The sequence below is a fragment of the Convivina intestini genome (genome assembly GCF_003096575.1).
GTDB classification, from domain to species: Bacteria; Bacillota; Bacilli; order Lactobacillales; family Lactobacillaceae; genus Convivina; species Convivina intestini.
In genome coordinates, this window is sequence record NZ_QEKT01000008.1 from 26,281 (window position 1) to 53,223 (window position 26,943).

The window sequence follows — 26,943 nt, forward strand, 5'->3', positions numbered from 1 at the left end:
TTGAAACATAAACAATGAAAACGTTTTCAATTAGATAAATATGTGCTATTATGTTAGTTGTAAATATGAGTGTAGCTAACAAGGAGGAACCATATGTTTGGGTTTGGGAAATCAAAAGAGCTGGATAAGAAGCTCTACGCACCAGTTTCAGGTGAAGTAATTGAATTATCATCAGTCAGTGATCCAGTTTTTTCACAGAAGATGATGGGGGATGGCTTTGCGGTCAATCCTGATGCCCAAGAAGGCATTTACGCCCCAGTATCTGGTGAAGTAGTAATGGTCCAAGGGCATGCCTTTGGCTTTAAGACTGCTGCTGGCGCAGAAATTTTGTTGCATGTCGGTATTGATACAGTTAACTTGGAGGGAAAGCCTTTCACTAGTACTGTTAAAGCTGGTGATACAGTTACAGCCGGAGATAAGATTGGAACTGTTGACTGGGCTCAGGTTGAGGCGGCCGGATTAGAAAAGACCACTATGGTAGTGGTAACTGGCGGTGGTCAGGACAGTCCTTTGGCAATTGACCTTGGTCAAAAAGCGGCTGGCGAAGCAGTCGCAACACTTTAATACTGGAGTAGGGAAGTTATGGCAAAGCAAAATTATGATGAGCTAGCCAGCAAGATTATTGAACTTGTTGGTGGCCCTGAAAATATTAAAAAAGTGATTCATTGTATTACGCGATTGCGTTTTTACCTATACGACGAGAAAAAGGCTAACACCGAAGCAATTCAGGCTTTGGATGGTGTTGCTGGAGCCGTGTATAACAGCGGTTTGGGTCAATATCAAGTTGTTATTGGGCCAGCGGTTGCTGATGTTTACGATTGTGTGATTAAGCAATTGGGTACTGACGCAGCTGGCGATGATGCCCAAGAGGCGGCTACCACTGCGGCCCCTAAGTCAGAAGGACCAACAAGTTTCCTTGACCTTATTAAAAAAGGCTTCCAAACTTTGATTGGGACTATTACCGGTTCAATGATTCCAGTGATTGGATTGTTGGCTGCTGGTGGTATGCTCAACGGATTCTTGGCTATTTTGTCTGAACCAAGTTTGCTTGGTTGGATTTCAGCAAAGTCAGATACCTATGTCATTATTCAATCGATGGCCATGGCACCATTTTATTTCCTACCAATCTTAGTTGGATTTACGGCTGCTAAACAGCTTCGTTCTGATCCATTGGTCGTTGCGGCCATTGGTGCTTTCTTGGTAAAGCCGGAAATGGCTGCCTTTGTTAATGTGAAACACGTTGAGCATTTCATGGGAATTAGTTTAAACGCCAACTTCTTTGGCCTACCAATTTCAATTCCATCATATGCTTATTCAATTTTCCCAGTTATCTTTGCAGCCTGGTTGGCTCGTCCGGTTGGTAACTGGTTGAAGGATCACTTGCCTGCTTCAATTCGGTCAATTTTCCAACCATTGTTTACCATTTTCATTGTTGGTTCAGTGGTCTTGGTTGTAATGGGACCAGCGATTATCGCTATTTCAGCGGCAATCTCCTTCTTGATCAACCAGTTGTTGCAGTTCAACTACGCAATTTCAGGTTTGTTGATTGGTGGTCTTTATCAGGTTTTGGTTATCTTTGGTTTGCACTGGATGGTCGTACCACTGGTTGCCCAAGAAATTGCCCAACATGGTCAATCTAACTTGAACGCTTTGATTAACTTCACTATGATTGCTCAAGGTGCTGGTGCTTTGGCAGTGGCCTTTAAGACTAAGATTGCTAGTTTAAAGGGATTGGCTGGAAGTTCAGCTTTGTCAGCCTTTGCTGGAATTACTGAACCAGCGGTTTATGGAATTAACTTGAAGTACGGTCGGGTATTTTGGATGTCCAACGTCGGTGGTGCTGTGGGTGGCTTGATTGCTGGTATGTTTAACTTGCATATGTATGGCTTCACTGGTTCCCTAATTGGATTCCCATCCTTTGCTTCGGCTAAGGACAACCCTAACAACCTATGGATTTTCTGCCTAGCTGCAGTGGCTACAATTATTGTTTCATTTGCTATGGTTTATTTCTTCGGATTTAAGGATAGCGATACTCAAAGCGTTAAGGCTCCTGTTGAAAAGAAGAATGTCTTCAAGGAAGCAGTAGCAGACGAAAAGTAGTTTAGTACTGACAAGCACGCGGGAGACTGCGTGCTTGTTATACGTTAATCAGCGGATATTTAAATGATGATTAGCAGAGGAAGGATATCGAACATGAATTCGAAAAATTGGCAACTACGTTATGATGACTTGCAAACAGGAAAAAAGTCATATGGGCAGGAATCACTGCTTTCTTTGGGAAACGGCTTTCTGGGATGGCGTGGAGCGCCAATCTGGTCGACTTATTCGGATAATCATTATCCAGGGCTTTATGCTGCCGGTATTTTTAATCAAACCTCTACTCCAGTAGCGGGACGTGATGTTATTAATGAAGATATGGTTAATTTACCTAATCCTCAATTATTAGAAGCAACAATCAATGGGACAGCTTTAGCCAACTTGGACCTCGTTAAGCGTTCAAGTAAGTTGAATTTTAAAAGTGGTATTTTAGAAGAAATCTTTGTTTTCCAACATGATCAGGGTTTGGTTACTTTAACCTCTGCTAAGTTTATTGACCCAATTAACTGGCATATGCTGGCCATTACTGCCAGCTTAACAGCTGATTTTGATGCTGAAATTCAACTAAGTAGCCTTGTTGATACGACAGTTGAAACCCAAAACGTTGAGCGTTACCGTGCGTTTGAATCACATCAATTTGATGTCCAAGAAGTTAATCCAACTACCAAGACGGTTTTGGTGCAAACTAAGCAATCCGGGATTCAAATTGGCTTGGCAGTTGATAGTCAGGTTGAATATGCTGGGGTTAGTTTGCCAGTCACAGCCCAGGTCGTTGATCAAAAACTTGTGGAAGAAGTCCTGGTCAAGGCCCTTGCTAATACGCCGGTTCAATTGACTAAGCGTGTCGTTATAGCGACTTCTCGGGAAACTTTTGCTGATTTACTACCATTTTTGCAAAATGAACTTGCCCAACATAGCTTGGCAAGTATTCAAAATAATATGGCTGACTACTGGGCTCAAATTTGGGCCGATAAAGATATTGTTGTTGATACCCAAAGTCAAGGGGTTAAGGACTTTATTACCAAGCAATGGAACCAGCTTTGGGACAATGACGATGTGACCATTGCGTCGGACGGTGACATCTTGCAGTTAATGATTCGGATGAATGTGTTCCATCTTAATCAAGCAGCTCAATGGCGGGCCAACGAGCATTTGGATGCTTCCGTTGGTTCACGTGGTTTGACTGGTGAAGGTTACCGTGGTCATATTTTCTGGGATGAGCTCTTTGTTCTTCCTTATTACGCTGCTAATGAGCCACGAACAGCCCGGGCGATTTTGCAATATCGAATTAAGCGTCTTTCAGCGGCCCAAGCCAATGCTAGCCGTGAAGGTGAAGCTGGGGCAATGTATCCTTGGCAGGCCGGCTTATATGGGGATGAACAGTCTCAAGTTATCCATTTAAATACGGTTAACAATGAATGGGAACCTGATAATTCTCGCTTGCAACGGCACGTGTCTTTGGCGATTGTTTATGACTTGTGGATTTACACACAATTTACTGGTGACACTAGCTTGTTGGATGAAGGTGGCTTGAATGTCTTACTAGAAACTAGTAAGTTCTGGTTGAATAAGGTCCAAAAGGCTGATGACGGTCGCTTTGATTTATCTGGCGTAATGGGACCAGATGAATATCACGAAGCTTACCCAGAGGCCAAAGAGGGTGGCGTTAAAAACAACGCTTATACCAATGTGATGTTGTCTTGGTCATTAGGCTGGTTGTTAGATCTTCAAAAAACTTTGCCTAGTTTTGCGGCCATTGCGGCTGCCGATAACTTTGATGCCGATTTGTTGCAAAAGGCAGCCGATGTGGCAGCTAACTTACGCCTAGAACAGCGTGCAGATGGCGTCTTTGCCCAATATCAAGATTACTTTAATCTGTCCGAAATTGATTTTGATGCCTACGCTAAAAAATATGGTGATATCCACCGGATTGACCGTTTGCTTAAGGCTGAAGGTAAGTCACCCGATGATTATCAGGTCGCTAAACAAGCTGATTTCTTGATGTTGATGTACAACCTAGGTAATCAACGTGTTGCTCATTTGCTAGAACAAATGGGTTACCAGTTGCCAGCCGATTGGCTTGTCAAAAATACGGATTACTACCAAGCGCGGACAGTCCACGGATCAACAACTTCACGACCAGTCTTTGCGGGAATTGATGTCCACTTGGATCGTATGGATGAAGCTGAAGAATTCTTGCAACAAGCTATTCGCTCGGATTATGATGATATTCAAGGTGGTACCACAGCCGAAGGTGTCCATGCCGGCGTAATGGGTGAAACCTTAGCTGTTATTCAAAATGAATTTGGTGGTGTGGATCTACGTGATGGACAGTTCAGTATTAATCCTCACTTGCCAGAAAATTGGTCACACTTGGCCTTTACGCAAGTGTTCCAAGGTGTTAAGGTTGCCATTGTTGAAACCCCAACAGTTGTTCAGTTAACGGCTAATGCTGATTTGGATGTTGAAGTAATGGGTCAACCTGCTCATCTAGTTGCGAATCAGTCAATGACTTTTAAAATGGAGAAATAAGATGGTCAAGTTTTCAGAAATTAAAGGTTTTACGTTTGATATGGATGGTGTCTTAGCTGATACAGCTAAGTTTCATACGGTTGCTTGGCGTCAGTTAGCTGAAAAGCTAGGTGTTACCTGGAACGACGATTTACAAGAACGCCTAAAGGGTATTGACCGGATGGGTTCATTGAATATGATTTTGGCTGAGGATAATTTAGAGAACCAATACAGCCAGGAGCAAAAAGAAGCTTTGGCGGCAGAAAAGAATGATAACTACCGTCAGTTAATTTCAACTTTAACGCCTAGTGATGTTTTGCCTGGTATGCAAGCATTCTTGGATAGTTTAAAAGCGAATGGTTACCAAATGAGTGTGGCTTCAGCTTCTAAAAATGCCCCCTTTATCTTGGATAAGTTAGGTTTAGCTGATTACTTTGTTGGGGTAGTTGACCCGGCTAGCTTACATGCCGGTAAGCCTGATCCTGAGATCTTTGTTCGGGCTGGTGAATTGTTAAAGTTGGCGCCTGAACAATTAATTGGTTTAGAAGATTCAGCTGCTGGCATTCAGTCCATTAACGGGGCTGGTCAAACTTCACTAGGAATCGGTAATCCTCAAGTTTTGAGTGAAGCTGATTTGAACTTTGAGAGTACGGCCGAGGTTACCTTAGCAGCCATTCAAGCTAAGTTAGGCTAAATTTAAAACATTAAAAAAAGACGCTCGATCATATGATTTGAGCGTCTTTTTTAATGCTGTTTATAAAATTTTCGATACAAGATAATGGCCACCATTAAAATAAAAATAGCGATACAAAGTGAAATGGTCTTAGTCGCATTGTCATGATAAACCAAAATTGACCGGATCATGGCCGTCACCGCAACGTATAGGTAGTTTTCAAAATTAATGGCCGCTTTATTTTCAAAATATTCTTTAATAATAACGGCAAATTCGAAGCATAAGAAGGCCGATAAGACGGTTTTAGTGATGTCAGTGATTTCGATATCACCCTTGAATTCAAACAACGCCATGCCCAACTCATAGATACTTAAACCAAAGTAGCCTAAAATAACTAGTCCAAAAATCATCATGAAGCTCATAATGGTATATTCATAGAATTTGGCAAAAATAGTATAAATTTTTTCTTTCATTATGTTTATCCTTTAGTCAAAGCATTAGTAGCTTGTTTTTGGGCTTGAAGTTCGGCTAAAATTTGCTTTTGTAGCGCTAAATTTTCAGCCTGGAGGGTGTTATTTTTACGCTGTAAAGCTTGAATATGTAGGGCATCTTCATGGGACTCGTCATAACCCCATTTAGCTTCCTTACTTTTAATCAAAGAATTATTGATAAAACGAATGGTATAAAAAACAATCGCCGCAATGAATATCAGGGTAATAAAACTATTAAAAAACGAAGCTAATGGATTCAGAATTAAATTAAACTGCAAAGGATGATTCGTCCCCAAAATCCATTCAAATAAAAAGTTTACTAGACCGGATAGGGTAGCGATTAAATCTTTAATGGCTGAGCCAAAACTATTACCAACGACCACTGAAATCACAAAAGTCAGCAGGTTGGGAGCGAAAAGGAACTGTTTAAAGGCCTTTAAAGTTGAATTAGTACTAGTAATTAAATGGTCGGCTTGCTGTGAAATAATTTTCTTGGGTCGTAACATGAAAACCTCGTGGGGGATGTTATTATTGTTTTTTATCGTTGAGCAGGGCTTTAATTTCGGCTAAATCATTTTCAATGATTTTTAAACGTTGATCAATTTTATCGGTTTCACGATCATGTTGTTCGCCTAAAAAGTAAGAGGTAATGACACTGGTGATGCTACCAATTAAACCGATACCGACAATCATTAAGAGCACGGCTACAATTTTACCGGTGTAGGTGTGTGGTGAAATGTCGCCATAGCCAACGGTAGTAGTTGTCGCAATCGCCCACCAGAGGGCGCTAGCATAGCTGGTATTTTCAGCCAGTGCGTAAACACCAGCGCCTAGGAGAATGAACACTACGGCTGTTAGGAATAGGTAAATAAAACCATTAGTGTTGATGAATTTTTTAGTTTTAGTACGTAATTTTCCGGTAAAACCAATAATCCGAATAATTCGGAAAAGTTTTATTAACCGGACTGTTCGGGAAATTCGGAAAATAGCAAAGAGGCTGTCAAAAGGAATTATCGCCAATAAATCAAAGATATTATTTTTGAAAAATGACCATTTATTCTTAGATCGGCTCAATCGAAGCAGATAGTCTAACCAGAAAAATAGTAAAATACTATTATCAATGAAAGCTAGTGGTTCTTTTTGGATATTAATGATGTTAGTTAAATCCAATAAGGCTAAACCAATCGAAATGATTGATAGGGCTAAGACAATGGTATAGTAAAGCCGTTTCATTTATTATTTACCGTTTGAATCCTTCTATTCTCCCAGTAGTGGTGACTACTTTCAATTGCATTGCAATGTCAAATCATTTTAATATTATCATAAGTAAAGGATAGAGTTATGTTAGTTGAAATTATTATTGTTATTTTAGTTTTGGGGTATTTCATTAAAGATCAATTTGAATTTGCTCAGGTAACTCATTTGCGATATTTATTCTTACCGATTGGGGGGCTATTGGTCTTTTTAACAACCATTAATCATCTAAAAGACTTACCCTTAGCAATTATTCTGGGACTGATAGCAATCGCTATTGGTAAATTTCAGACTTCTTCTTTTGAAGTTCGCTATAAATATTTACATACCAATTTGGTTTATCAAGCCGATGGTGTTGACTATCCAATTACCAAAAAAGAACTGTTTTCTAAAGGGGGCGCTAATTATTTGTACGGTTGGCTCGTAATTGCCTTTTTTCAAATTAGTATCTCCATGATTAAGCATGGTTTAAATATGAGCGACCTTCCTAGTGAACTATTAGCTGAAATTTTTAAAGATTTATTTGTTATTTTTCGTATTACCGATAGTGAAAGTGGTTGGTGGGTCTGGGAACTTTATTCTATTAGCAGTATTTCATATTTGATTTGTCTAATTCGCTCCTCGCCTCTTTTGGCTCAACATATTTTGAAAAAAGATCCGCTAAATTAAAAACAACCTGACTTAGTCGGGTTGTTTTAATTTAGTGCTAAAAGTTGAATTAAGGCTAGTGAGGCGATACCCACAATCACAATGATGACCAAACTTTTAGTTAAAATAGCACTAATCACGGTTGGCAAGGAAGCTAATAGATTAGGGTAATCAAGGCTTGGTAAATGGCCTAGATTTTGGTGAAATAGACTTTCAAACCATAAAGCTGACATGATAACAATTGGTACAAAGCTTAATAAATCAACTACTTTGGCTGGTAATTGGAACCTTTTTAAAAGGACAAACGGTGCCACTCGGGAAATAAAAGTGACCAAACCACACATGATGATGGTCGTTAAAATAAAATTAAAAGAAGGCATTTTTAATCACCACCCCTAAAACACATCCTAGAATTGTTACTACGATTATTAATAATTGGCTGGGAATAAAAATTAATCCCAAGAAAACTAAGAAAAATACTAATAAGACCACGCTTCCTTGTAATAGCAGAGGTAGGGATCGGTCATTGATAATTTGCAGATAAAGCAACCCAATAAACATGGCAATTAGGGCAAAACTTAGGCCGTATTTTTCAGGATTTTGGATATAGCCACCGACTAGTGCGCCAATCAGCGACGAGCACACCCAGGTAGCATAGGAAATTAAATTAACCGTATTGAACCAGGCAAAATTTAACTGGCGGTTGGTGAGATTACTTTTGTTCATGGCTAAGGCAAAACTTTCATCGGTTAAGAGGGTACCTAAAATCACATTTTTTATAAGCGATTCATGCTTGACCAACGGCGCAACGGTCATGCTCATTAAAATCATCCGGGCATTTACTAGAAAAACAGACAAAGTGATAGCTAAGATGCTGTTACCAGTGGCAAACATGCCAATCATGATGAATTGAGCTGAGCCCGCGTAAGTGATTAGGGAAGTTAGGGTCACTAAAAGCGGACTAATACCTGCAGCGCGAGCGACGATACCAAAAGCTAGGCCGATGCCAATGTAGCCAAAAACAGTTGGCAGGGTTTCACGAACAGCGACTGTTGCTTTTAATTGGTTATTCATGGGGCCTTTCCTCCTGATTTTGAGCTAATTGCGCCGGCCAATTAATTTTTAAAATCTCCCCCTGTCGATCTAAGGGAACGATTTCACTGAGTTTATGTGATTTAAGTGAATCTTTAAGTGCAATTTCGGCATCTTTAAAAATATTACCCGTAATTTGAACGTAGTGTTCGGTTAACGCTGGTGAAATAAACATATTACGGATACCGGTTAAATCATAGCCACTGGCGAAGGCTTCGGGACTTTCAACAGCTTGAAATAAATCGTAAAAAGTTATTTCATCAATAGGGTGATTTAATGCATAGCCACCATTTTTAGAGGCTTCGGCCTTAATTAATCCCGCATCTTTAAGCTTTTTAGCTGTTTTTTGTAGATAAGTGTGTGAAACGCCCATAGCCTGGCTGAGTTCGCCCGATTTTAAATAGGTATGGTCTGGCAACTCAGCTAACATCACCATTAGTGCTGCAGTTTGTAAAAATCCCTTGCTAAATTTCAAAAATTTCCCCTAACTATTGACTTTATATATCTGTGGATATAATATATCTATGGATAGTAAAAAGCATTAAATATTACTATCAAAAGTATAGATTAAGTAATCAAAATGCACAAGGAGTGTGGCAATGATGCAGGGACGTAAGTTAAAATTATTGATTGTGTTATTTTTTATGTCTTTAATACCAGTGGTTTATTCCAGTCTATTTTTAGGGGCTTTAATGGACCCCTACGGCAAGGTTAGCCAACTACCAGTAGCCGTGGTAGCTAAGCAGGCTAATCCGGTATTAACAGCAATGAACGAGCACCATCTTTTTAAATTGGAAAATGAAAATATCAATCAGGCGAACGCTGATTTAAAGCAAGGCAAAGTCTATGCCATTGTGCAATTTGACGATAACTTTAATGACCAATTAAATCAGTTTGTTAAAAACCAGCAGTCACCTACAATTACCCTGGTCACTTCCGAAGGATTAAGTTATACCACTAGTAAGTTACTAAAAAATACCATGCTTCAATTTACTACTGAATACAATAATCAGCTTGGTCAAAAAATACTGACAAACCTGCAAGGACAAAACATTCCGACTGGGGTGGGCCAGATTATTAAATTGCAAAATGAAGAACGTCATCCAGTTAAAAATAACGGGACAGCAATGGCGCCTTATATTTTCTCCCTAACCCTTTTTGTCGGTGATATTTTTATTAATCAGTTTGTGATGCGGACCTTGAGTCGTAAGCACCTGGATTTTGGGCGTTATTGGATTACTGAATTCCTAGTTCCTTTTATTATTGCTAGTTTACAGGTCTTCATCTTGCTGTTGGTTAACCAACTATTTATTAAGATCCAGATTGATCAGATGACCTTACTGGTGCCATTTGCCTTATTAGTAGCGGCAACCTTTAGTAGTATCATTGTGGCTTTAAACAAATTAATTCCAGGTATTGGTAGTCTCATGGTATTGCTTTTGACCATGTTACAAACCTCTTCTTCAGGTGGTACCTACGCGATTGAACTGTCGGGCTCATTTTTTAAGACAGTTAATGCCTTTTTGCCAATGACCTATAGTATTGATGGCTTTAAAAAATTAATTAGTTTGAATAATGTTAACATCTGGCCAGAGGTCTTCATTTTATTAGCTTTTTTCGTCCTAGGACAGTTGATTTTAGTCCGAGCTTATCGTAAACATGAATTACCAGCACTTTAGGCTTCCAATTTAGGCCTAAAGCTGTAAGATAAAGAAAAAGCATGAATTAGAGGATAGCAAAATGAGTGAGTTACAACAAAATATCGTGATTATTTTAGGCTTTTTAGGTGAGTGGTTTTTGTTTTCTTTTCCGCTCCTACAAGGTAGCTTAGAATTATCCGAACAAACTGATGTGATTGGTCACTATAAAGAATCAGCCGGTCAATATCCGAAGGTATCACCCTGGTACTGGTTATTGCCACCATTGAAGGTGTATCTAGAGCGTGAACGGGTCAAGAAAATGTTAAAAAGTGGTAGCTTTTCCGGTGTTGATAAACGACAGCTACGCATTTTTTCGATGCGCGCCACGGCTTGGTTCTACGTGGCCATGGCCGGAGCCTTTAACGGAATTGGGAAAACTAAAGAAGTCTTGGAGCATTTTCACTGGTCGGAGTCAGCCTGGGTGTTTTGGTCAATTAATGGCGTCATGCTCATATTGGGTGTTGCTAATGTGATTATCCGGCTTCGAATCTCTAAGCAAAAATTAGCTAAATCAAAAAGCGAGTCATTGCTATAATGGCTCGCCTTTTATTATTGAATGTTAAAGTCGTACTTACGAATTGAAAGGGCAACTACAATTAATTCAACGGCTGTAAAGGTAATACCAATTGGTGGCCAGAAATAGACAGCGATAAAAACAAGAATGTTAATCAAGCCAAAGATTGGGCTTTTAAGTAAACCGTAAATGAACATTGACTGGAGATAATGTTCACGTCCCGTCTGCTCCTGAATAATTTCAGCTAGTAATGCTTGACTAATACCGTAATAGGCAATTGTCCAAGCTAGGAAAATAATTAAATAGAAATAAGCGGGGGCAACCTGAGTTGGGAAACGCCCCAACCAGGCCGCCGAAACTGGAATTAATGACATGGTAAAGAGCCATAAGTTATTCAGCCAGTAAATTTTAAGATTAAGCTTTTTCACCAGTTCGAACATATAGTGGTGATTAAACCAAGCTACACCAATAAATAAGAAGCCCACCATATAAGAAATTAGGTAAGGACCTTCATGTAGCAAACCCGTAATGTCGGCAGATTCTGGTACCTTAAATTCTAAGACCATAATCGTGACAATAATTGGTACGATAGCATCAGTAAAGGCTTCAATACGACCTTTGTTCATAATAAATTCTCCCGTTTGTTAAAAAAATATTCAGCAATGAAACCATTGTACCGCAACTTTACTAGGAGATTTAAGTGTTAATGATAATTATTTATTAGGCATGATCCAGTAGTTATCTTGATTGTGATTTTTAACATATTCTGCAAATTCCGTTGATTGATAGGCCTTAGTTACGGCTTTAGCCCAAGGTTTGTTAGTGTTTTTCTTGTTTATGGTTGCAATTAGGAAATAATCAGGTTGAATATTTTCCGCTAATAATATTTTCTTAGTTGAAATTTTAGCTTCATAAGCATCTGATCCAGTTAAAATGATAAAGTCAAAATCATTTTTGGAACGTGGGATGGTTGAAGAATTCATCTCGGTAATATTTAAGTTGTATTTGTTAGAAGTGATATCTTTTTTACCAACTTTTATCGGATTAACATCTTTTTTCAAAGTAATCCAACCGGCTTTTTCCATTAACCGATAGGCGCGTGCTGTATTAGATGGATCATCGGGAATGGCAATTTTGTCTCCATTTGATATAGCATCTAAGTTATCTTTTTGTGCGGGATAAATGCCGGTTGGGACAGTTGGAATTTGATTTAAAGCAGTGAGATTAGCTTTCTTTTCGTTGTTAAAATTTTTCATATAGGCGGTGTGCTGATCGACACTTAAATCAACCTGACCCTCATTTAGGGCAATATCAGCATTTAATAGGCTCGCAAATGATTTATTTTTCACAGTGTAGCCCTCTTTTTCGAGAATTGGCTTAATACCCTGCAAAAATAAGTCACTATAAGGTCCGGGTGAGGAACCTAAAATGATGGTTTTATCTTCGGTCTCCTTATTGCCCGGATGGTAAATAAAACTAAAGAAGAACAAACCAATCAAGCTGATTACTAAAATACTGATCCAATAACGTTTTTTCATATTTTGACTCACTTTCTAATTCAGTACAGAAGAGTAGATTTATGGACAAAAAAATCAGTAGGCGCACGGGCGTGCCTACTGATTGGAAGTGATTTTGAATAAAGGATAACTTCACTAAAAATAACTTGGTCAGTCAGACAAACCGTACAGGTACACCTAACTGAATATCATTTCTACTCATTTAGGGTACGGATAATAGCGCAATATCCGTATCCTAAGAACAACAAATATCGCCTTTATATATGCATGCACATGGGCATCGACATGTATGCCATAGTTGACATACAGCAGGCGTTATTTGAGTAGCTTTGGTTATTTAACATAATGAATATCCCCCCTTTGATAGTTGTGTTGATTAAAACACGAATTGAAATGTTTGTAAAGAGAATCTTTGCACAAGTTAGATTAAATTAATTGAAAACATCATTCTTTTAGTAGAGCTGTCTAGAATAATTATTTTAAAAACTGGCTAGACGTTCCTGTGTAAATAATGATAAGATGGCTGAGATTAAGTCATTTTAAGAACTTGAAAATGAGGGGGACCAGCGATTGAAAATTGCGATTTTAGGACATGGAACGGTCGGACAAGGTGTTAGCGAAATTATTAACGATGCTCCTGCAGGGAAAGGCACTGCTCAAATTGACATTGCCTATGTCTGGGTACGGCCGGAGAAGGCCCATGAACGGCCATATTACACAGCAAATTATCAAGAAATATTAGAAGATCCAACGGTTGATGTTATTGTTGAGGTGTTAGGTGGGCTTGAACCAGCCCGTACCATGATTCTAGCTGCCTTAGAACATGGAAAACATGTGGTAACAGCCAACAAAGCCGTTGTTGCGCGTTATTTAGTATTATTTAACCAAATGGCCGAGAAGCATCGGGTTAAGTTCTACTTTGAATCTAGTGTTGGTGGTGGGATTCCGTGGATTATTAACCTAGAACGGGCCTTGCGAATTGATGAAGTCGACTCGATTCACGGAATTTTCAATGGTACCAGTAACTTTATCCTAGATCAGATGACTAAAACCGGCGCTTCCTTTGAGGACGTCTTAAAAGAAGCCCAAGATTTGGGCTATGCTGAAGCAGATCCAAGTGCTGATATTGATGGTTTTGATATTGAAAATAAACTATGTATTAGTGCTGATATTGCCTATAATACCGTGATTGAGCCTGGTGATCAGCTCTTGAAGTTTGGTATTCGGAATATTACAGCTGCTGACATTGCCTTTTTTAAAGAGCATAACTGGGTAGTGAAATTACTAGGCCGTAGTCTTCGCAAAGAAGATACCTATAGTTTTATTATTGAACCGACCCTCTATCTCCCTGGTGAAATTGAAGCCGGTGTCCATGATAACTATAACTATGTTGGCCTGCGGGGAACAACCATTGGTAAATTAAGTTTTAACGGACAAGGAGCTGGTAAGTTGCCGACAGCGCATGCCTTAATGCAAGATCTTTTAGATTTGCAACAGGGGGCCAACCACTTGTACCAAGATTTTGACCAAAAATTAGTTTTGGATAATCGGCGTAGTATTCGAAATTATGTGATTCGAACGACGTTGGATTTGCGCCAGTCCTTTGCCGACTATGACCTACAACAAAACGGCCCTTATTGGTTAGTAGCTGATATTAACGCTGAAGACTTGCATCGAAAAATAGCCGAGTTAATTCAGCAAGATGAACATATTTTCTTTGCCTGCTTAAACCGCCGTGCGCAAGCAATTTTATAAAGCAAAAGGTAGCTAGTTTAATTAACTAGCTACCTTTTATTTTAAATAAAGTCCGTAGAGTTGCTGACTCAATAAATCGCCGTGCTGATTACGAGCAATATTAGGTAATTCGCCCCACAAAGTAAAGCCATGCTTTAGCAGAAGATGATTACTGGCCGTGTTGACGGAAAAAGTCGTGGCTACTAAGTTATCAAAGCCTTGATCTTGGGCAATTGCCAATAACCTTCTTAGTATTTTAGTTCCTAATCCCTGACCACGATAGGCCATATCTAGATAGTAGGAGACTTCGGCAGTCTGTTGATAACCAGGACGAATATTATAAGTTGATAGATAACCATAGCCGATTACTTCATGATCATCAACTAGGACTAGCAGGGGATAATGGAAATTATCTAGGTGTTCCTCAAGGGCCACCATGCGCTGCTGCGGTGTTTCTGGTACTAGGTCTGCTGTGATATTACCGTGCTGGATGGCTTGGTTATAAATCGTAGTGATTCGTTCAAAATCAGTTCTTAGGGCTGGACGAAAGCTAAGCATAGGCGCCTCCAAAATAAAGTTAGAGGTATCTTAGCATAAGTTGGTTAGAATCTGAAATTGTATTTTTTAGATAACGGTGTTATCGTTTTAATAATTATCAGAAAGAAGAATTATTATGAAAAAAATTGCGCTTATTATCGGATCTAACCGTTCGCAAAGAGTCGCCCTATCAATTGGGCAGTGGGCACTAAATCAGTTACAATCCGAGGCCTTTACCGTTGATATGATTGATTTGGCAGATATTAACCTGCCTTGGTTGGATGAACCAGAAATCCCAGCCAAAGGAAATTATCAGTTAGAAAGTACTCAAAAATGGTCTGAGTTAGTCGCCAGCTACGATGGTTTTATCATGCTCTATCCTCAATATAATTGGGGTTATCCAGCTGTTTTAAAGAATGCCCTAGATAGCCTATATGCTGAATGGCACAATAAGCCAGTTAGTTTGATTTCGTATGGATCCCATGGTGGTTTTCAGGGGATGCAGGCTATGCGTTGGGTCTTGGCCGGTTTGAAGATGAAACAACTAGCGACACAAGTCGGCTTGATTATGACTGATGATATGGTCAATGAAGCTGGTCAATTCATTGATATTGAGGCGGCTTTAGCCAGTCAAGCTTTTAACCTTGATTTGCTACGACAAAATTTTGAACAGGAATTAAAGACTAAGTGATGCTTCTAGGCTGCTTGGTTGTGAATGTCTAATAAAAGGACGTGCAATTAGCACGTCCTTTTTTAGTCTCGATTTAAACTATTAACAAAATTGAGATAGGCATCTTCTTCAGTTGTTGGCGTAATAGTTAGTTGATCTGGTTGTAGCTGACCAGAATGCAACAGAGCTTCATCAAGGCTGATTTTAGCCGTGAAAGTTGCGTTCCCAACTAGCTCAATCCACTGTTGTGGTTCATTGGGATGAACAATTGTTTTGACCATTCCACCGGGGTTAAAGACTTCGATTGGTTGTTGAGTGTCGACTAAATCAGGATAGTTTTGCGCAAAGGCTAATGACGTCGCTGACATCCCAGTGCCACAGGCATTAGTAAAGCCCACACCGCGTTCATAGGTTCGGACAAAAAGACGATTAGGACCGAGAATTTTAGCAAAATTGACGTTGACGCCATCTGGGAAATAAGGATTGGTTTGATTTAATTTTTGACCTAAATCACCGAGAGTTTGGTTGAGATCTTCTTCATCCTTTACAAAGCTGACCAAATGTGGATTTGGGACGGCCAATGCTGTAAAAAGGAGTCGGTTACTAAGTTCAGGTAAATATTCATTAATGATTTCATCCTTGCCTAACTTATCAAAGGGCAGGGCCGTTCGTTCATAACTAACTGGTGAAATTTCAACTGAAAAAGCTTGAACTTCGGGGGCTAAATCATCTTTGCGACTAACTCGTAAATCAGCGGCTGGGGTTTCAACCGTGAATTCGGTTTGGTTGTATTTTTCAGCCAGGTAACGTCCAACACAGCGTAAACCATTACCACACATAGAAGCTCGACTGCCATCGGCATTGACGACCACCATGCGACCAATGGGGCCTGGATGAGTAGCGGATTCAACGACTAAGATGCCATCAGCACCAGGCCAGTTAGCGTCTTTTTGACAGTAGTTTAAGGCTAATTGGGTGAGTTCTTCTTCGGATAAAGCTTGATTTAAACTAGTTTGATCTAAGATGAAAAATTGATTTTCAGAACCGTGAACGCGAGTTAATTCTGCCATTATTAGGCCTCTTTTCTGTTTTTAAAAAAATGATGATAAATATCAATGACGGCTTGATCAGCATCAGCTCGGCTGGTACCAATCATAGTTGAAATTTGGGAAGCACCTTGATTGATCATGTTGACTGGAATCCCTTTTTGGGACAAAACACTAATAGCTTCGCTGGCAGCTTTGCTTTGACGAAGCATCCCTTCGCCGACCACCATAATAATAGAATAGTCGTCAATCCACTTCAAAGTATCTGGGTGTAAGACCTCTTGGACTTCCTGGCATAACTGCTCAATAGTAGTTTGATTAAATTGCCGATTATCAAAAATAATGGTTAAATCATCAATTCCAGATGGCATGTGCTCATATGAAATGCCGTATTTATAAAAAATTTGCAATAATTTTAAAGTTAAACCAACTTCTTGGTTTAAGAGATATCGGTGCAAATACAAAGCGGAAAAATGATTGGAACTAGTGACCCCGGTAATCGGATACTGGGGTTGGAAACCATCTTCAGGAACAATCATGGTCCCGGGTGCCTGGGGGTCATTGGTGTTTTTGACGTTAATTGTAACTTCTCCCTCAATGGCTGGAATAATCGCTTCATCGTTGAAAACGGAGAAACCAGCGTATGATAATTCCCGCATTTCTCGATAGGTCATTTCAGCAATCGGGGCTGGGTGGTCAATAATCTTAGGGTTAGCCACGTAAATCGAGGAAACATCGGTAAAGTTTTCATACACAGAGATACCTAGACCGCGCGCCACAATTGATCCGGTAATGTCCGAACCACCTCGGGCAAAAGTTGCAATTTGTTCATTGGGGGTAATACCGAAGAAGCCAGGGAAAACTAACACCTCTTCTTCATCATACTTTAGTTGCGCTAAATTGGTATAAGTTTCAGGTAGGACTGTGGCACTATTGGCATTATCGCTGACAATCAGGCCGGCTTGAGACGGATCAATAAAGCGGGCAGGCAGCCCTAACTTTTGTAGAACCATAGCCATGAGCATGGCGTTTAATTTTTCACCATGGGCTTTAAAATAGGCTAGGCGGTAATCTGGGTCAATGAATTCTTGGTCAGGAAGGGCTAGGATGGTATCTAGAATGGGGGCAAAGATTGCCGCATCGAGTTGGAAATAATCACTAATAGCTTGATAGCGGGTAATAATTTCTGTCTGAGCTGTCTGAGAGCCGTCTTGCTGACTTTCTTGGGCGTATTGGATTAGTAAATCAGTAACCTTGATATCATCATCAAAACGCTTTCCTGGAGCGGAAACTACCACAACTTTGCGCTCAGAATTGCTCTTAATAATATCAACAACTTTTTGATATTGACGGCCGTCAGCTAGTGAAGTTCCGCCAAATTTGACAACTTTTTTCATGCCCAATACCTTCCAATTATTTGTTTACAGATTGATTAATTTGAATTTTAACAGTATTTTGCTTAGATGCAAACAAGATTTCTTAATAAACGGGTCTAATTTGGGGCGACTATATGAATAAAAATTAAAAAAGTGATATTTTGATTTAGGACTTGACGAATCCATTAAAATATTCTAAGATTTTAGTGATCGAAGAGGTTGCAACTAAGACTACTAGATTGACCGAGTCCCTGTGAGGACGGTGACGTTAATTGAACAGCAAGGTTGCCGAAGTTTATCAACTATCACAGTAGTCGATAGGCTGGGGCGTAGCTTAAGAGGCTGCGAACTGTCACAAGTCAATGCTTGTGGGGCGCTTTCGACAATGGAAACCGATAATAACGATACGTCATGATTGGATTCTTTTGTATGAGGGGTGTGCCCTTTGTACAAAAGGATCCTTTTTTTATTTGGAAAATTAAAGTTAGGTTGGATAAATAATGAACGAACAGATTAGCCCATCCCAGATTAATGCAGCCGGCCATTTGACGATTGGTGGCTGTGATGCCGTTGATTTGGCTCATGAGTATGGCACCCCTTTGGGGGTATATGATGTTAGCCAAATTAAAAGCCAGATTCAGCATTTTCAGGAAGTCTTTAAAAATAATGATGTTGACTATGCTGTCTGCTATGCCAGTAAAGCCTTTGCCAACACAGCCATGTACCAGTTAGTTCATGAGATGGACTGCCATGTTGATGTTGTCTCAGCAGGTGAAATCAGCATGGCTCTGCATGCTGGCTTTCCAGCTAGCAAAATGACCTTTCATGGAAATAATAAATCACGTGAAGAATTGCAGTTGGCCGTTGACCAAGGTTTGGGTGTAATTGCCTTAGATAACTTCCATGAAATTGATTTGCTAAGCGATATTTTGGAAAAGTCACAGGCTGAAATCAAGGTTTTGCTCCGAATTACTCCTGGGATTTCAGCCCATACGCACGAGTACATTCAAACCGGTCAAATTGATAGTAAATTCGGGTTTGATTTGGAATCCGGCCAAGCTGACCAGGCCTTGCAACGCGTTTTGCAGGAACCACGGATGCATATGCTAGGGGTTCACGCCCATATTGGTTCTCAAATTTTTGAACTAGCTGGTTTTGAAGGAGCCGGTAAGAAATTAGTTGATTTGGCAGCTGATTGGAAGAAGCGCTTTGACTATGAGGCTGAGGTAATCAACGTGGGTGGTGGCTTTGGTATTCGCTATACCCAAGCTGATCGACCACTAAAGCCTGAGCAATTTGTTGATATCATCATCAAAACTATCAAGCAAGAAAGCCAAGCGGCTGGTTTGAAAACACCAGCAGTCTGGATTGAACCGGGTCGTTCGATTGCCGGACCAGCGGGTTACAGTTTGTACACGATTGGTTCTCGTAAGGATGTCAAAGGAATTCGTCCCTATCTAGCCGTTGATGGTGGTATGGGGGATAACATTCGACCCGCCCTTTATGATGCCCAATACGAAGCAGCGGTGGCTAATCGTCCAGCTGCACCAGCCGTTGAAACGGTGCACATTGCCGGTAAATATTGTGAATCGGGTGACATCTTGATTCAAGAACAAGCCTTACCTGAAACCCAGCCGGGTGACATTCTAGTTATGTTTGATACAGGTGCTTATGGTTATTCGATGGCTTCTAATTATAATTTGAATCCTAAACCAGCCATTGTTTTCGTTGAAAATGGCCAAGCAACTTTGGTTACGCGGCGAGAAACTCCATCTGATTTGGAACGGTTAGACTTTGGTTTGAACGGCCAACAATTATCTTAATGAGTGTAAATGAAAGAATAGAGGAACTTATCCATGGTTGAATTGAACGCGCAAGAAATTATTAACTATATCGGTTCGGCAAAGAAAAAGACACCGGTTAAGGTTTATCTTAAAGGCGACTTGAAGCAAGTTGATTTTCCTGAAAATGTTAAGGTGTTTGGTGGAGATGATTTTGCGACCGTCTTTGGCGATTGGGCTGAGGTAGCACCATTGCTGGAAAATAAGGCTATCGTTGATTTTCAAATTGAAAATGATGCCCGTAATTCAGCCGTGCCTTTGCTAGACTTAAAAGGCATTAATGCCCGCATCGAACCCGGCGCAGTCATTCGTGATCAAGTTGTGATTGGTGATAACGCGGTGATTATGATGGGTGCCATTATTAACATTGGTTGTGAAATCGGAGCTAACTCGATGATCGACATGGGTGTGGTTATGGGTGGTCGGGCCATTGTGGGGCAACATGCTCACATTGGTGCCGGTGCTGTTTTGGCGGGGGTGATTGAACCAGCTTCAGCCGAACCAGTCCGGATTGATGATGATGTCTTAGTTGGTGCCAATGCCGTAGTTATTGAAGGAGTACATGTTGGTAAGGGAGCCGTTGTCGCTGCCGGTGCCATCGTTACCGAAGATGTGGCCCCTTATACTGTGGTAGCTGGAAGTCCAGCCCGTAAGGTGAAGGATGTCGATGGTAAGACACAGTCAAAGACCGGTCTTGAGGATGATTTAAGAAAGTTGTGATAACTGCATGCTAAAAACTGCTGATTTAATTCAAATTCGACGTCATTTACACCAGATTCCCGAACTAGCTTTAAATGAGGTCCAAACGCAGGCCTATATAAAGGAAGTTATTCAAGGTTTTAACCAAGAACATTTAACGCTTCGTGAAGTTAAAGAGCTACCGACGGCACTTTTAGTTCATATTGATGGGGCTAACCCTAAGCGCACGATTGGCTATCGGACTGATATTGATGCCCTCCCAGTTCAAGAAGAAACCGGATTGTCTTTTGAGTCAAAACACCCAGGGGTGATGCATGCCTGTGGTCATGATATTCATATGACGGTGGCTTTGGCGGTTTTGAGTTATTTCGCTCAAAATCAACCCCAAGATAATATGGTCTTTTTCTTCCAACCGGCTGAGGAAAGTGAAAACGGCGGTTTGTTAGCATACGAAGATGGTGTGTTTGAAGGGCAATGGCGACCAGATGAATTTTACGGTTTGCATGATACACCGGATTTGCCGGCTGGTCAGATTGGTTGTCGTTTGGGCACTTTATTTGCCGGGACAACTGAAGTCGATGTTGATTTTGTGGGTAAAGGTGGCCATGCCGCCTTTCCACAAAATGCCAATGATATGATTGTGGCGGCTTCTCAATTTATTAATCAGATTCAAACCATCATTTCCCGTAGTTTGGATCCTATCCACAGTGGCGTGGTGACTTTTGGCATGTTTGAAGCTGGTACGATTCGTAATGTGATTGCTGGACGGGCCCATCTTGAAGGCACCATTCGCGGCCTAAAGCAAACGACTATCGAACAAATTGATGATCGAATTCGCGATGTCGCGGCCGGAATTGCTCGCAGTTATAACTGTGAAGTTAACTTGAACTTCATTCAGGGTGGTTATTTGCCGGTTGAAAATGATCCGAAACTCACTGAAAACTTCATTAACTACATGGAAAAACATCATGCCAGCCAATTTACCATCACTGAACCAGCGATGACGGGGGAAGATTTTGGTTACTTGCTTTCTAAAATTCCAGGAACGATGTTTTGGCTGGGCGTTGGGGATGAACACCCCCTTCATTCGGCTAAATTAAATCCAAATGAAGACGCCATTGAACCTGGTGCTAAAGCAATTGTTGATTTCTTAGAATATCGGATGCAAGAGAAATAAGAGGAGACCTGCCATGTTTGAAGATGCTGATTTAATGACCGCGATTATCACGCCTTTTGACCAAAATGATCAAATTGACTATGACACTTTGGCACAATTGACGGAACGGTACTTGCAAGAAGGACACCGTGGTTTTATTATTGGTGGTACTACTGGCGAAACGCCAACTTTATCTCACAATGAAAAATTAGAATTATATAGTCGTTTTGCTAAGCTTGTGGCCGGACGGGTACCAATTGTGGCGGGAACTGGCAGTAACAATACCGCCGAAACGGTTACCCTGACCCAAGAAGTTAGTGAAATTCAAGGCATTAACGCAGCGTTAGTCGTCGTACCTTACTACAATAAGCCTGACCAACGGCGGATGATTGCTCACTTTTCGACAGTGGCCGATCAAGGTGGGATGCCGGTAATTATGTATAATATTCCCGGCCGGACCGGGGTTACAATGGCTAATGAAACCATTTTGACCTTAGCCCAAAATCCTAATATCATTGGTGTAAAACAATGTACCAATATGCCGGATTTGGAATACTTAGTGCAAAATGCGCCAACGGAATTTTTAGTTTACAGTGGGGAAGATGAGCAAGCCTTATTTGCCAAAATCATTGGGGCCAAGGGAATTATCTCGGTGGCTTCTCATGTCTATGGACCTAAAATGCGGCAGATGTATGATGTCTTGTATCAAGGTGATTACCAACAGGCCGGTCGCTTGCAAAGTGAATTAACCCCCAAGATGGCAGCCTTGTTTATGTACTCTTCACCAGCGCCAGTTAAGGCGATTTTGACTGCCCAAGGCTACCAGGTTGGTGCGCCACGGTTGCCGATTTTACCTTTGGATGATGAAGAAAAGACGATTTTGGCTACCAAGTTAGGCTTGGCACCGGATGCCTTGCAACATACTTTAAAGGAGTTAAATTAATGGCGAAAATAATTTTAGCTGGATTTAAAGGTTCCATGGGGCAAAAAGCACTCAAGATGATTGCTGATACCCCGGAATTTGATTTAGTTGGTGTTTATTCTCCCAGTGCCAACCAAAGTGCCACTAGTTATGGTTTGGCTGAGGAGGTCGCCGTCTTTAATCAACTAGATCAAGTCAAGCTGGCTGCTGACATTTGGTTGGATTTTACGACTCCTAGTGCGGTTTATCAAAATACCCGCTTTGCCATTGAACATGGTTTGCATCCAGTAGTGGGAACGACTGGTTTATCGGATGAGCAAGAACAGGAATTGATTGAGCTGAGCCAAAAACAAGGCTTGGGTGGTCTAATTGCCCCTAATTTTGGTCTTTCCGCCGTGTTATTGATGCAATTTGCTCAAAAAGCGGCCCAGTATTTTCCCGATGTTGAAATTATTGAAATGCACCATGAGGATAAAAAGGATGCCCCTTCGGGGACCGCTTTAATGACGGCTAAGATGATTGATGAGGTACGTCCAGAGCATGAACAGGGCCACTCCAAAGAAACCTTAGCAGGCGTTCGAGGTGGTGATTATAATGGGATTCGAGTGCATGCAGTTCGTTTACCCGGCTATATTGCCCATGAAGAAGTCCTCTTTGGTGGACCTGGTGAAGGACTAACCATTCGTCAGGATAGTTTTGATCGGGCTTCCTTTATGCAAGGGGTAAAACTTGCCATTAATAAAGTTGATCAATTAGATCAATTAACCATCGGCTTAGAAAAAATTTTGTAAAAGGAGTACCGGATGCCAGGTTTATCAGATAAATTAAAACACACCTATAATCAGCGTCTTGATTTGGTTCAACCTTCTAGTATTCGTAGTTTTGACCAAAAGGTATCTAGTATTGATGGCTTAATCAAATTAACCTTGGGCGAACCTGATTTGGATACGCCCGAGCACATTAAAGCTGCGGCCATTAAGGCGATTGAGACTAACCAATCCCACTATACGGCGCAACCGGGAACCTTAGCCTTACGTCAGGCAATTCAATCCTATTTAAAAGAGTTCCATCAGTTAAATTATGATGCTCAGGGTGAAATTATTGCAACGGTTGGGGCTACTGAAGCCATCTATGCCATCTTTGAAACCCTTATTAATCCCGGTGATAAAATTATTATTCCCACACCGGTCTTTGGCCTTTATGAACCAATTGTGACGATGTTAGGCGGTCAAGTGGTCGAAATCGACACTTCCTTGACCGGTTTTAAGCTAACTGCTGAAGCGCTAGAAGCAGCCTTAGAAGAGCATGGTGAGGCCGTTAAAGCGGTGCTACTTTGTTATCCTAATAACCCGACTGGCGTTGCCTTAACTGACCAAGAAGTACAAGCGTTAGCTGCCGTTATTCAAAAGCATGCTATCTTTGTCCTTTCGGATGAGATTTATAGCGACTTAGTATACCAGACTGAGCATCATTCCATTGCCCAGCTATTACCTGAGCAAACAATCTATATCTCGGGCGTATCCAAATCTTATGCCATGACTGGCTGGCGAATCGGTTTTGTGGCTGGACCACGGGCGTTCATTACCCAATTGACCAAGGTGCATGCCTTCATGGTTACCTGTCCATCCAGCATTGATCAAGCCGCTGCCACTGAGGCTTTTGCCCATGGTAGCCGTGATTTCTTGGCGATGCGGGAGACTTATCGGGAACGGCGAGATTATTTGGCACAGGCCTTGGCTGACTTGGACTTTGAAGTCGTTATGCCAGAAGGGGCCTTTTACCTCTTTATCAAAATCCCAGCTATCTTTAATCAAGATGATACCGATTTTGCCCTACAATTGGCTTATCAGGCTAAAGTTGGGGTGATTCCGGGATCAGCCTTTGGTAAGGGAGGACAAGGATATGTACGCTTGTCCTATGCCTCATCTTTGGACGCATTACATAAAGCCGTTGGACAAATTAAACAAGCATTGGCACAAGGTAAGTTAGTACCAGGAAAGGAATGAATCATGAAATCATATAATGTGGCTATTTTAGGGGCAACTGGAGCCGTGGGAACACGTTTGATTGATCAATTAGCCCATTCCACGGTGCCGGTAAAATCACTAAAGTTGTTGGCTTCTAGCCGTTCGGCTGGTAAAACAATTGATTTTAAAGGAGAACCAATCACGATTGAAGAAGCGACTCCGGAAGCTTTTGACGGGGTTGATTTGGTTTTGGCTTCAGCCGGGGGTGGGGTTTCTAAGCGTTTGTTACCAGAAGCCGTAAAGCGAGGTGCTGTCTGTGTTGATAACACGAGTGCCTTTCGAATGGATCCCACCGTTCCTTTGGTGGTACCAGAAGTTAACGCTGATCAGTTGAAAAATCATCATGGAATTATTGCCAATCCTAACTGCTCGACAATTCAAATGGTTGTAGCATTAAAGCCCGTTCTGGATAAGTTTGGTTTGAAGCAAATCGTGGTGTCAACCTATCAAGCCGCTTCTGGTGCTGGACAATCGGCTTTGAATGAATTCTTCCAGCAGGCGCAAGATTATTTGAACGGCAAAGAAATGCAGTCAACTATCCTACCAACTGGTAGTGATAAAGAGCATTATCCTTTGGCCTTTAATTTGCTCCCTCAAATTGATGTTTTTGAAGATGATGGTTATACCCACGAAGAGTGGAAAATGATTCATGAAACCAAAAAGATCATGCTCAACGACATGGATGCCGAAGGTTTGAAGGTTACAGCTACCTGTGTTCGAGTACCAGTCCCAATTTCCCACGGGGAATCAGTTTACTTTGAAGTCGCTGATGATAAAGCTACTACCGATGACATTAAGGCGGCGATTGCAGCCGGTGAAGGGGTTGTTTTGCAAGATGATCCTGATCACCAAGTTTACCCTCAACCTTTGACAGCTGAAGGAAAACGCGAAACTTTTGTGGGTCGGATTCGTCCTGACCGTGAAAATTCAGGGGCCTTCCATTTGTGGGTTGTTTCGGATAACTTACTCAAGGGAGCCGCTTGGAACACGGTGGAAATCGCTGAGCGCTTAGTCGCTGATGACCTAGTTCGAGTACCTGAATAACAACTATAGTGTTAGTTAATCTGACATATTTATTATAAAATGTTAAGAAACCTATCATAAAATTAAGCAGACCATTTTACTATTGGTATGCTTTTTTTATTAAATAAATGAGGTGGGATAACATGGATAGTGGTAGCATTACTTGGGTCTTGATTTCGGCCCTATTGGTCTGGATAATGTCGCCGGGATTGGCCCTATTTTATGCCGGTTTAGGTGGCCCTAAGAATCGCTTACATACAATTGGTACATCCTTGATTTTGATGGGGGTTGCTTCAATTATTTGGTTTTTACTAGGTTATACCCTAGCTTTCGGTGGCGGTAATGACTGGCTTGGTAATTTGAAATTCTGGGGTTTAAATCAAATTTCCTTTAGTCATTCGACGCGAGGTTTGACGATTCCAGACGGCTTGTTTGCTATCTTTCAGGGGATGTTTCCCATCATTACCGTCATTATCATCATTGGTTCGGTGATTGGTCGGATCCGTTTGCGCTCTTTGATTGTTTTTATCAGTCTCTGGCTGCTAGTCGTTTATTCACCACTAGCCCACATGGTTTGGGATAATGGTTTCCTAGCTAAATTAGGAGCGATTGATTTTGCTGGCGGAACGGTGGTTCATATTTCCAGTGGGGTGACCGGCTTGGTATTGGCTTACTTGATAGGTCCACGTCGGGATCAGAGTTATGAGAAAATCTATTCGCCTTATATTTTTGTTGGTGGTTTTCTGTTGTGGTTTGGCTGGTTTGGCTTTAACGCTGGCTCCGCTTTGGCTGCCAACGATCAGGCAATTCTAGCTTTGATGAATACTTGGTTGGCCTCAGCGGCAGCCTTGTTGCCCGGAGCTTGGATGTCTTACCGATTGCGTGGCCATTTATTACTAGCTGACCTAGTGACGGCTGGTCTGTCGGGCTTGGTAGTTATCACCCCTGCGGCTGGTTTTGTTCATCCCTGGGCAGCGATTGTGATGGGGGCCATTGCTGGTGTGGTTGGTATCTATAGCATTACCTTAATTAAGCGTCATTTTGGCTATGACGATACCTTAGATGCTTTTGGTATACATGGTATCGGCGGAACCTTGGGGGCCATTTTAACCGGTGTATTTGCTGATAAAAGTTTGGGCAATGCAGGTGGTCTAGTGAATGGTCACTGGGAGCTTCTAGGGCAACAATTGATTGCCATTGTCATTACCCTTTTGTTAGTCGTGGTTGGTACGGTATTGCTAGCTGGGATTACGCGACTATTGGTCGGACCTTTACGGGTTAGTGAAGATGACGAAACCATTGGTTTGGACCTGCGTTTGCATCTACAAAAATAATTAATTGGCAAAGTTAACCAGTTATCAGGCATAGATAACCGGTTAGCTTTTTTTGCTAGCATGAAAAAGGGAAAGTCGGTA

28 protein-coding genes and 1 riboswitch are annotated in these 26,943 nt (G+C 41.2%); of the genes, 17 read left to right on the forward strand and 11 right to left on the reverse strand.

Annotated elements, in window-relative coordinates:
• Positions 1–93 precede the first annotated feature (93 nt).
• The 4 genes from C7384_RS06455 to pgmB all read left to right on the forward strand — a co-directional run bounded on the left by C7384_RS06455 (position 94) and on the right by pgmB (position 5,302).
• On the forward strand, positions 94–564 hold the full coding sequence (locus C7384_RS06455) for a PTS sugar transporter subunit IIA (protein WP_089939217.1): 471 nt from the start codon (positions 94–96) through the stop codon (positions 562–564).
• Between the two features lie 18 nt (positions 565–582).
• A complete protein-coding gene (locus C7384_RS06460; protein ID WP_089939219.1) occupies positions 583–2,100 on the forward strand; it encodes a PTS transporter subunit EIIC in 1,518 nt (505 codons plus the stop codon).
• Between the two features lie 93 nt (positions 2,101–2,193).
• Complete coding sequence (locus C7384_RS06465) at positions 2,194–4,629, forward strand: glycoside hydrolase family 65 protein (RefSeq protein WP_089939221.1); 2,436 nt, start codon at positions 2,194–2,196, stop codon at positions 4,627–4,629.
• 1 nt (position 4,630) lies between these two features.
• A complete protein-coding gene (gene pgmB, locus C7384_RS06470; protein ID WP_089939223.1) occupies positions 4,631–5,302 on the forward strand; it encodes a beta-phosphoglucomutase in 672 nt (223 codons plus the stop codon).
• A 50-nt stretch (positions 5,303–5,352) separates the two neighbouring features.
• Here the strand turns inward: pgmB and C7384_RS06475 are convergent, their stop codons facing one another.
• Genes C7384_RS06475 through C7384_RS06485 form a run of 3 tightly spaced genes read right to left on the reverse strand, consistent with a single transcriptional unit; the run spans position 5,353 to position 7,005 of the window.
• Positions 5,353–5,754: a phosphate-starvation-inducible PsiE family protein gene (locus C7384_RS06475; RefSeq protein WP_089939225.1), complete on the reverse strand. Its 402-nt coding sequence runs from the start codon at positions 5,752–5,754 to the stop codon at positions 5,353–5,355.
• Between the two features lie 5 nt (positions 5,755–5,759).
• A complete protein-coding gene (locus C7384_RS06480; protein ID WP_089939227.1) occupies positions 5,760–6,278 on the reverse strand; it encodes an MscL family protein in 519 nt (172 codons plus the stop codon).
• 22 nt (positions 6,279–6,300) lie between these two features.
• Positions 6,301–7,005: an ion transporter gene (locus tag C7384_RS06485; protein ID WP_089939229.1), complete on the reverse strand. Its 705-nt coding sequence runs from the start codon at positions 7,003–7,005 to the stop codon at positions 6,301–6,303.
• Positions 7,006–7,113: 108 nt separating this feature from the next.
• On the opposite strand from C7384_RS06485, the gene C7384_RS06490 reads away from it, so the two are divergent.
• Positions 7,114–7,695 carry a hypothetical protein gene (locus C7384_RS06490; RefSeq protein WP_089939231.1) on the forward strand — a complete coding sequence of 194 codons (582 nt, stop codon included), beginning with the start codon at positions 7,114–7,116 and terminating at the stop codon, positions 7,693–7,695.
• Positions 7,696–7,721: 26 nt separating this feature from the next.
• Here the strand turns inward: C7384_RS06490 and C7384_RS06495 are convergent, their stop codons facing one another.
• Genes C7384_RS06495 through C7384_RS06505 form a run of 3 tightly spaced genes read right to left on the reverse strand, consistent with a single transcriptional unit; the run spans position 7,722 to position 9,241 of the window.
• Positions 7,722–8,054, reverse strand: coding sequence for an AzlD domain-containing protein (locus C7384_RS06495; protein ID WP_089939234.1), 333 nt, complete (start codon positions 8,052–8,054; stop codon positions 7,722–7,724).
• Positions 8,041–8,748 carry an AzlC family ABC transporter permease gene (locus C7384_RS06500; RefSeq protein WP_089939236.1) on the reverse strand — a complete coding sequence of 236 codons (708 nt, stop codon included), beginning with the start codon at positions 8,746–8,748 and terminating at the stop codon, positions 8,041–8,043. Before C7384_RS06500 ends, C7384_RS06495 begins: the two co-directional genes overlap by 14 nt.
• On the reverse strand, positions 8,741–9,241 hold the full coding sequence (locus C7384_RS06505) for an RrF2 family transcriptional regulator (protein WP_243400723.1): 501 nt from the start codon (positions 9,239–9,241) through the stop codon (positions 8,741–8,743). The genes C7384_RS06500 and C7384_RS06505 overlap by 8 nt, the downstream gene beginning before the upstream one ends.
• Positions 9,242–9,365: 124 nt before the next feature.
• Here C7384_RS06505 and C7384_RS06510 point away from each other — a divergent pair, with 124 nt between their 5' ends.
• Both C7384_RS06510 and C7384_RS06515 read left to right on the forward strand, forming a co-directional pair.
• The gene (locus C7384_RS06510; RefSeq protein ID WP_089939238.1) at positions 9,366–10,445 is read left to right on the forward strand and encodes a YhgE/Pip domain-containing protein; all 1,080 of its coding nucleotides are present in this window, start codon (positions 9,366–9,368) and stop codon (positions 10,443–10,445) included.
• Positions 10,446–10,506: 61 nt separating this feature from the next.
• A complete protein-coding gene (locus C7384_RS06515) occupies positions 10,507–11,001 on the forward strand; it encodes a hypothetical protein (protein WP_089939240.1) in 495 nt (164 codons plus the stop codon).
• A gap of 14 nt (positions 11,002–11,015) precedes the next feature.
• Here the strand turns inward: C7384_RS06515 and C7384_RS06520 are convergent, their stop codons facing one another.
• Together C7384_RS06520 and C7384_RS06525 are read right to left on the reverse strand one after the other, a co-directional pair.
• Positions 11,016–11,606, reverse strand: coding sequence for a TMEM175 family protein (locus C7384_RS06520; RefSeq protein ID WP_089939242.1), 591 nt, complete (start codon positions 11,604–11,606; stop codon positions 11,016–11,018).
• A gap of 87 nt (positions 11,607–11,693) precedes the next feature.
• Positions 11,694–12,518 (reverse strand): MetQ/NlpA family ABC transporter substrate-binding protein, encoded by an 825-nt coding sequence (locus tag C7384_RS06525; protein ID WP_089939244.1) that lies wholly within the window; start codon positions 12,516–12,518, stop codon positions 11,694–11,696.
• Positions 12,519–13,067: 549 nt separating this feature from the next.
• Between C7384_RS06525 and C7384_RS06530 the strand changes: the two genes are divergently transcribed.
• Entirely contained in the window at positions 13,068–14,252 is a 1,185-nt protein-coding gene (locus tag C7384_RS06530; protein ID WP_089939246.1) for a homoserine dehydrogenase, read from the forward strand.
• A 36-nt stretch (positions 14,253–14,288) separates the two neighbouring features.
• Here C7384_RS06530 and C7384_RS06535 read toward each other — a convergent pair whose 3' ends face one another.
• Complete coding sequence (locus C7384_RS06535; protein WP_089939248.1) at positions 14,289–14,789, reverse strand: GNAT family N-acetyltransferase; 501 nt, start codon at positions 14,787–14,789, stop codon at positions 14,289–14,291.
• A 115-nt stretch (positions 14,790–14,904) separates the two neighbouring features.
• Here C7384_RS06535 and C7384_RS06540 point away from each other — a divergent pair, with 115 nt between their 5' ends.
• A complete protein-coding gene (locus C7384_RS06540) occupies positions 14,905–15,459 on the forward strand; it encodes an NADPH-dependent FMN reductase (protein WP_089939250.1) in 555 nt (184 codons plus the stop codon).
• A 62-nt stretch (positions 15,460–15,521) separates the two neighbouring features.
• On the opposite strand, the gene dapF is transcribed toward C7384_RS06540, so the two are convergent.
• Positions 15,522–16,508 (reverse strand): diaminopimelate epimerase, encoded by a 987-nt coding sequence (gene dapF, locus C7384_RS06545; RefSeq protein ID WP_089939252.1) that lies wholly within the window; start codon positions 16,506–16,508, stop codon positions 15,522–15,524.
• A gap of 2 nt (positions 16,509–16,510) precedes the next feature.
• On the reverse strand, positions 16,511–17,881 hold the full coding sequence (locus C7384_RS06550) for an aspartate kinase (protein ID WP_089939254.1): 1,371 nt from the start codon (positions 17,879–17,881) through the stop codon (positions 16,511–16,513).
• A 184-nt stretch (positions 17,882–18,065) separates the two neighbouring features.
• Positions 18,066–18,248, forward strand: a riboswitch (Lysine riboswitch).
• A gap of 112 nt (positions 18,249–18,360) precedes the next feature.
• Between C7384_RS06550 and lysA the strand changes: the two genes are divergently transcribed.
• From lysA to C7384_RS06590, 8 genes are all read left to right on the forward strand, one after another.
• Positions 18,361–19,683: a diaminopimelate decarboxylase gene (lysA, locus tag C7384_RS06555; RefSeq protein WP_089939255.1), complete on the forward strand. Its 1,323-nt coding sequence runs from the start codon at positions 18,361–18,363 to the stop codon at positions 19,681–19,683.
• Between the two features lie 33 nt (positions 19,684–19,716).
• The gene (gene dapD / locus C7384_RS06560) at positions 19,717–20,421 is read left to right on the forward strand and encodes a 2,3,4,5-tetrahydropyridine-2,6-dicarboxylate N-acetyltransferase (RefSeq protein WP_089939257.1); all 705 of its coding nucleotides are present in this window, start codon (positions 19,717–19,719) and stop codon (positions 20,419–20,421) included.
• A 7-nt stretch (positions 20,422–20,428) separates the two neighbouring features.
• Positions 20,429–21,577, forward strand: coding sequence for an N-acetyldiaminopimelate deacetylase (locus C7384_RS06565; RefSeq protein ID WP_089939260.1), 1,149 nt, complete (start codon positions 20,429–20,431; stop codon positions 21,575–21,577).
• Positions 21,578–21,590: 13 nt separating this feature from the next.
• On the forward strand, positions 21,591–22,499 hold the full coding sequence (gene dapA, locus C7384_RS06570) for a 4-hydroxy-tetrahydrodipicolinate synthase (RefSeq protein WP_089939262.1): 909 nt from the start codon (positions 21,591–21,593) through the stop codon (positions 22,497–22,499).
• The gene (gene dapB, locus C7384_RS06575) at positions 22,499–23,269 is read left to right on the forward strand and encodes a 4-hydroxy-tetrahydrodipicolinate reductase (protein WP_089939263.1); all 771 of its coding nucleotides are present in this window, start codon (positions 22,499–22,501) and stop codon (positions 23,267–23,269) included. The genes dapA and dapB overlap by 1 nt, the downstream gene beginning before the upstream one ends.
• A 12-nt stretch (positions 23,270–23,281) precedes the next feature.
• Positions 23,282–24,484 carry an aminotransferase class I/II-fold pyridoxal phosphate-dependent enzyme gene (locus tag C7384_RS06580; RefSeq protein ID WP_089939265.1) on the forward strand — a complete coding sequence of 401 codons (1,203 nt, stop codon included), beginning with the start codon at positions 23,282–23,284 and terminating at the stop codon, positions 24,482–24,484.
• On the forward strand, positions 24,485–25,549 hold the full coding sequence (locus C7384_RS06585) for an aspartate-semialdehyde dehydrogenase (protein WP_243400725.1): 1,065 nt from the start codon (positions 24,485–24,487) through the stop codon (positions 25,547–25,549).
• A gap of 122 nt (positions 25,550–25,671) precedes the next feature.
• Complete coding sequence (locus tag C7384_RS06590) at positions 25,672–26,862, forward strand: ammonium transporter (RefSeq protein WP_089939268.1); 1,191 nt, start codon at positions 25,672–25,674, stop codon at positions 26,860–26,862.
• Positions 26,863–26,943 lie beyond the last annotated feature (81 nt).

Coding starts and splice junctions, on each gene's coding strand:
- C7384_RS06455 (WP_089939217.1), top strand. CDS start 94: ATGTTTGGGTTTGGGAAATCAAAAGAGCTGGATAAGAAGCTCTACGCA.
- C7384_RS06460 (WP_089939219.1), top strand. CDS start 583: ATGGCAAAGCAAAATTATGATGAGCTAGCCAGCAAGATTATTGAACTT.
- C7384_RS06465 (WP_089939221.1), top strand. CDS start 2,194: ATGAATTCGAAAAATTGGCAACTACGTTATGATGACTTGCAAACAGGA.
- pgmB (WP_089939223.1), top strand. CDS start 4,631: ATGGTCAAGTTTTCAGAAATTAAAGGTTTTACGTTTGATATGGATGGT.
- C7384_RS06475 (WP_089939225.1), bottom strand. CDS start 5,754: ATGAAAGAAAAAATTTATACTATTTTTGCCAAATTCTATGAATATACC.
- C7384_RS06480 (WP_089939227.1), bottom strand. CDS start 6,278: ATGTTACGACCCAAGAAAATTATTTCACAGCAAGCCGACCATTTAATT.
- C7384_RS06485 (WP_089939229.1), bottom strand. CDS start 7,005: ATGAAACGGCTTTACTATACCATTGTCTTAGCCCTATCAATCATTTCG.
- C7384_RS06490 (WP_089939231.1), top strand. CDS start 7,114: ATGTTAGTTGAAATTATTATTGTTATTTTAGTTTTGGGGTATTTCATT.
- C7384_RS06495 (WP_089939234.1), bottom strand. CDS start 8,054: ATGCCTTCTTTTAATTTTATTTTAACGACCATCATCATGTGTGGTTTG.
- C7384_RS06500 (WP_089939236.1), bottom strand. CDS start 8,748: ATGAATAACCAATTAAAAGCAACAGTCGCTGTTCGTGAAACCCTGCCA.
- C7384_RS06510 (WP_089939238.1), top strand. CDS start 9,366: ATGATGCAGGGACGTAAGTTAAAATTATTGATTGTGTTATTTTTTATG.
- C7384_RS06515 (WP_089939240.1), top strand. CDS start 10,507: ATGAGTGAGTTACAACAAAATATCGTGATTATTTTAGGCTTTTTAGGT.
- C7384_RS06520 (WP_089939242.1), bottom strand. CDS start 11,606: ATGAACAAAGGTCGTATTGAAGCCTTTACTGATGCTATCGTACCAATT.
- C7384_RS06525 (WP_089939244.1), bottom strand. CDS start 12,518: ATGAAAAAACGTTATTGGATCAGTATTTTAGTAATCAGCTTGATTGGT.
- C7384_RS06535 (WP_089939248.1), bottom strand. CDS start 14,789: ATGCTTAGCTTTCGTCCAGCCCTAAGAACTGATTTTGAACGAATCACT.
- C7384_RS06540 (WP_089939250.1), top strand. CDS start 14,905: ATGAAAAAAATTGCGCTTATTATCGGATCTAACCGTTCGCAAAGAGTC.
- dapF (WP_089939252.1), bottom strand. CDS start 16,508: ATGGCAGAATTAACTCGCGTTCACGGTTCTGAAAATCAATTTTTCATC.
- C7384_RS06550 (WP_089939254.1), bottom strand. CDS start 17,881: ATGAAAAAAGTTGTCAAATTTGGCGGAACTTCACTAGCTGACGGCCGT.
- lysA (WP_089939255.1), top strand. CDS start 18,361: ATGAACGAACAGATTAGCCCATCCCAGATTAATGCAGCCGGCCATTTG.
- dapD (WP_089939257.1), top strand. CDS start 19,717: ATGGTTGAATTGAACGCGCAAGAAATTATTAACTATATCGGTTCGGCA.
- C7384_RS06565 (WP_089939260.1), top strand. CDS start 20,429: ATGCTAAAAACTGCTGATTTAATTCAAATTCGACGTCATTTACACCAG.
- dapA (WP_089939262.1), top strand. CDS start 21,591: ATGTTTGAAGATGCTGATTTAATGACCGCGATTATCACGCCTTTTGAC.
- dapB (WP_089939263.1), top strand. CDS start 22,499: ATGGCGAAAATAATTTTAGCTGGATTTAAAGGTTCCATGGGGCAAAAA.
- C7384_RS06580 (WP_089939265.1), top strand. CDS start 23,282: ATGCCAGGTTTATCAGATAAATTAAAACACACCTATAATCAGCGTCTT.
- C7384_RS06590 (WP_089939268.1), top strand. CDS start 25,672: ATGGATAGTGGTAGCATTACTTGGGTCTTGATTTCGGCCCTATTGGTC.